At 66.8% G+C, this 4679-nt stretch carries 5 protein-coding genes; 3 read left to right on the forward strand and 2 right to left on the reverse strand.

Annotation, left to right across the window (positions count from 1 at the left end):
• A partial coding sequence (locus tag CCR95_RS00545) for a hypothetical protein (RefSeq protein WP_201090901.1) occupies positions 1-185 on the forward strand: 185 nt, incomplete at its 5' end.
• Positions 186-323: 138 nt separating this feature from the next.
• On the opposite strand, the gene CCR95_RS00550 is transcribed toward CCR95_RS00545, so the two are convergent.
• Positions 324-1268: a LysR substrate-binding domain-containing protein gene (locus CCR95_RS00550; RefSeq protein WP_201090903.1), complete on the reverse strand. Its 945-nt coding sequence runs from the start codon at positions 1266-1268 to the stop codon at positions 324-326.
• Between the two features lie 155 nt (positions 1269-1423).
• Between CCR95_RS00550 and CCR95_RS00555 the strand changes: the two genes are divergently transcribed.
• Positions 1424-2329 (forward strand): DsbA family protein, encoded by a 906-nt coding sequence (locus CCR95_RS00555; protein WP_201090905.1) that lies wholly within the window; start codon positions 1424-1426, stop codon positions 2327-2329.
• 83 nt (positions 2330-2412) lie between these two features.
• Positions 2413-3489: an alkene reductase gene (locus tag CCR95_RS00560; protein WP_201090907.1), complete on the forward strand. Its 1077-nt coding sequence runs from the start codon at positions 2413-2415 to the stop codon at positions 3487-3489.
• A gap of 548 nt (positions 3490-4037) precedes the next feature.
• Here CCR95_RS00560 and CCR95_RS00565 read toward each other — a convergent pair.
• On the reverse strand, positions 4038-4679 hold a 642-nt coding region (locus CCR95_RS00565), incomplete at its 5' end, for a TAXI family TRAP transporter solute-binding subunit (protein ID WP_201090909.1).

Genomic DNA, 4679 nt, shown 5'->3' on the forward strand with positions numbered 1-4679 from the left:
CGCGCGAGACCGTGCGTCGCAAGGTGCGCGACCTCGAAGCCGCGGGGTGGATCGTCAAGCGGGAGAACGGCTATCTGCTCGCCTCGACGCAGGCCGCCAGGGATCTTGCCCCGATGACCGAGGCGACCATGCGGTATCTCGTCGCGATTGGCAACGCCTGTATCGAGGCGACAACCAAGCGCTAATATACCCGTGCGCACATAGGCTGCCGAGTGGCTTTCAAGTGACGTGGAATGATGCCCAAGGCGCTTGAAGCGTGAGCGGAGATCACTGAGTTGTCGGCCGAGTTCCCTGGTCGCGGGCAGTGCGGCCCGGACGCTCCGTCAGGAGTACCGCACGGCGTCGACGTCAACCCCTCGCTCCTGGATGCTGGCCGGCAGATGAACCAGCAGGTAATCGATCAAGCTGCGCACCGAGGGCAACATTCCTCGCGGACTGGGGTAGAGCAGATAGATGCGGTGCGTCGTCGCCGTCCAGTCCGGGAGCACCTGCGCCAGCAGGCCAGTGCGGATGGCGGCCGCCACGATCGGCTCTGGCAGCAAGGCGATCCCGATGCCATGGATGGCGGCCTCTAGCAGTAGGCGCAGGTCGTTGGCGACCAGGCGCGGTGCGATCTGCACGACCACGGTTTCCGCCCCTGGTCCGTTCAATTCCCAGCGCACCTGCCCCTCGAACAGATCCAGCGGCCGGCCCAGGGTCTCGCACCCCGACAAGGCGCGCGGCCCGCTGGGCGGGTCGATCGTCCCAAGATAGGCCGGACTGGCCACCAGGAGGCGCTGGGCGCTGACCAGCGGCCTGGCCACCAGACCTGAAGAGTCCTCGATCTCAGGCCTGGACCGCAGAACCAGATCGACACGCTCCTCGATCAGGTTCACCTCGCGATCCGTCGCGTCGAGGATCAGATTAACCTTGGGATGCTGGGCCAGGAAGCCGGGCAGGATGGGTGCCAGATAGCTTTGCGCCATCACCGGGGCGCAGCTCATCCGCACCGTTCCGACCGGCTCCCGACGCAGCTCGGCGATGCTCTCGTAGGCGACGCGGGCGCCCTCCACGGCCGCTACGCAGTGGTCATAAAACCGCTGACCGGCCTCGGTTAGCGCCAGGCTGCGCGTCGAGCGTTGCAGCAGTCGCACCCCCAGACGCTGTTCCAGGGCCGCGACCCGGCGGCTCAGCCGGGTCTTCTCGACCCCGGTTGCCCGCGCGGCGGCGGAGAAACCGTGGTGTTCCACCACGGATGCGAAATAGACCAGATCGTTTAAATCGTCCACGCGATGATTGGTGTCTTGATGCAACAGTCCTTGGTGATTTCACCGACTTATCGCGGGGCTGATGCAGCAGTACCCTGTTCTTCAACGTATTGCTTGTCGCCGTGCTGACGGCGGCAACCGCCGACCAACTCGAATCCAAGACGCCAGGAGCCCCCGTGGAAAACCAACCGATCCTTGAGATCCTAGCCTTCACCGACCCGGTCTGCACCTGGTGCTGGGGAGCCGAACCGGTGCTGCGCAAGCTGCGGGTCTGGTACGGCGATCAGGTGCGGATTCGGCCCGTGATGGGCGGTCTGGTGGAAGACATCCGCGCCTTCCATGACCGCGCCAATGGCATCGGTGGCGATCCGGAGGGCTCCAATGCGCAGATCGCCGCGCACTGGCTGGATGCCTCGGCGCGTCACGGGATGCCGGTGCAAATCGACGGCTTTCGTCTGTTCACCGCCGAGACGGTTTCCACCTACCCGCAGAACATCGCAGTCAAGGCCGCCGAGCTGAGCGACCCAGTCTTGGCGGCCCGCTATCTGCGACGTCTGCGCGAGGCATCCGCCGCCGAAGCGCGCGAGACCGGTCGGCGCGAGGTCCTGATCGAGCTGGCCAGCACGGTGGGTTTCAACCTCGCGACCTTCATTGGCCATTTCACGGACGGCTCCGCCGAGCGCGCCTTCCAAGCGGACCTGGAAACGACGCGCCACTTCGGGGTGCGCGGTTTCCCGACCTTCGGCCTGAGCTTCGGCGAGCGCGCGGTGTTGCTGCGCGGTTACCAGACCTTTCCGGCCCTGCAGGCAGTCATCGAAACGCTGAGCGAAGGCGCGCTCCAGTGGCGGGCACCGACCCCTGATGCCGACGGCCTGCTCGGTTTTCTGCGCACCCTCGGCCGGGCGGCGCCGGTCGAGCTGACCACCGTCTTCGACTTGTCCCTGGCGGACCTGGAGCCGCTCCTCGCCGGCCTGGAGACCGCTGGGCGCATTCGCCGGGTGATCGCAGGCAACGGCTGTTTCTGGGAGGCCATCACCTCCAGCATGGTCTGCGATCCAGTCACCGGTCTGTGCGCGATCTGACCGATTCTGGTACCGGCCATGACCGTCCGGTCGGTGATCCCCTGTCGTCATTCAAATGCTCTTTCATTGTCTTGGAGGTTCCCATGCTCTTCGAGCCCGTTCGCATCCGCTCGCTGCAACTGACCAACCGTATCGTCATGGCACCCATGACGCGCAGTCGTGCCATTGAGCGCAATATCCCGAACGCCCTGATGGCGGAGTACTACGCCCAGCGCGCCTCGGCGGGCTTGATCATCACCGAGGCGGTCTCGCCGTCGCCCAACGGGCTCGGCTATCCCCGCATCCCGGGGCTGTTCACGGCGGAGCATGTTCGTGGCTGGAGCCTGATCACCGACGCCGTGCATGCCAGGGGCGGGAAGATCCTCATCCAGCTCATGCATACGGGGCGCGTGGCGCATGTAGCGAATCTGCCCGCGGATGCGGAAATCCTGGGGCCTGTCGACGGCGTCTGTCCCGGAGAGATGTACACCGACGCGCTTGGCTTACAGCCGTTTAGCCCCGCTCGGGCGATGAGCGAGCAGGATATTGCCCAGGCCGTCGATGAGTTCGCTCAGTCGGCGGGACTCGCGATCGAGGCCGGCTTCGACGGCGTGGAGCTGCACGCGGCGAATGGCTACCTGATCGAGCAGTTCCTCAATCCCAACGTCAACCAGCGCACGGACGGTTACGGGGGCGGCATCGAGGGACGCAACCGGTTCGCGCTGGAGGTGACGTGCGCGGTCGCCGGGGCGATTGGCGCGGACAAGGTCGGTATCCGCCTCTCGCCCTACGGGGTGTTCAATGGCACGGGGGCTTTCGACGATGTCGATGCTCAGTCCCTCGCGCTGTGCGCGGAGCTGTCGGCACTTGGGCTGCTCTATCTGCATCTCCTCGACCACTCGGCGATGGGTACGCCCCCGGTGCCGGAGGAGTTGAAGGCTCAACTGCGCAGCCGTTTCGACGGTCCCTTCATCCTGGCGGGCGGTTTCGATCGGGTGACCGCGGAGGCGGCGATCTCCGAGCATCGGGCCGACCTCATCGCCTTCGGCCGTCCGTTCCTGGCCAATCCCGATTTGGTGGAACGGATGCGTGCCGGCGCCGAGCTGAACGCTCCAGACATGTCGACCTTCTACACGCCGGACGCCAAGGGCTACACCGACTATCCGGCGCTGGGGGCTTGAGCCGGCCGTGCTGTTCCGTGGCGGTTCCGAGCCAGTGTCGCTGGTTGATCTGGGATCGCGGCGGAAAGGCAAACACCCGGCCTGAGGGGCAGCCGCTAACTGGTTCTTTCCTGCCATCGGTGCTGGTTGGTTGAGTGGCGGTTGATCGCTTGCAACCGTCAGTGGGGTGAAGACGGCGAGTTTCCGCTCATGGGACGATGCTGAAAATCGGACAGTCGGCAACGGGTGACTGCCAAGCCGCAATTGCCGACGTTATCCTGCCGGAAAACACTCGTTTTCCGACACGGCAGAAATGGCCTTGAAAATGGCCGGAAAAGACTAGCGGAAACCAGATTAACCCCTACAGGGCCGGCACCCGCTCCCAGCACCGCTTGGAGGAGCGGCGCATCCGCGCGCAGCGTTCCCGAGCGCGTCGATCGCCCGGTGATCGCGGTCGCGGGCGGATGGGGCGGCGGCTTAGCACCCGTGCGAGGCGAGCGGTGGTGGCAGCCCCATGCAACCAGGTGCGGCACACATTCGCAGGCGCGCAGACCAGCGGGTTCGCCCGCTCAGCGGGTCGGCGGCGGGGCGTGCGCAAAGAATGCGGTGGCGGCCGGGTGCAGCGGCAGGGTCAGCCCGGTGGCGGCGCTCTGGCGACTGATCTGCGAACCGGCCATGGACCCGGCCCCCAGGAAGTCGCTCCCGCCGAAGAGCGCGCCGAGCACCTGCTCCACGTCCGCCCCCGGCAGGTCGGGCGCGGCGACCAGCAGGGCGGTCACGGCCAGGGTGCGCACCGGTTGCAGTTGGCCTGGATAGGTGGCGGGGGGCAGTTCCAGGGGGATCAGCCCCGCACCTTGATGGGTCAGCGCCGCCTGCACGTCCGGCGAGACCGACAGCAACTGGACCTCGCCCCGCGCGGCCGCTTGCGCGATCAGCCGGGCCGGGGCGCTGATGGTGGCGATGACCGCGTCGATCCGCCCGGCGGCCAGGTCGGCGAGCCCCCGCTCCAGGCCGTCCTCGTGGACCGCGCCGAGGGCCTGCAGCTCCACCCCGGCGGCCTGGAGCAACAGGATGGAATTGACCCGGCTGCCCGAGTCAGGTTGGCCGATCTCCACCCGTTGACCGGCCAGGTCACGCAGATCCGTGAGCGCCGAGCCGCGTGCGACCAGCACCTGCACCGGCTCTGGGAACAAACTCGCCAGGGCCACCAG

Origin of the sequence: Thiocystis minor, from assembly GCF_016653465.1 — a bacterium.
GTDB classification, from domain to species: Bacteria; Pseudomonadota; Gammaproteobacteria; order Chromatiales; family Chromatiaceae; genus Chromatium; species Chromatium minus.

What these genes read in the sequence shown, in the direction of transcription:
- CCR95_RS00560 (WP_201090907.1), top strand. Translation starts at nt 2,413, where the DNA reads ATGCTCTTCGAGCCCGTTCGCATCCGCTCGCTGCAACTGACCAACCGT.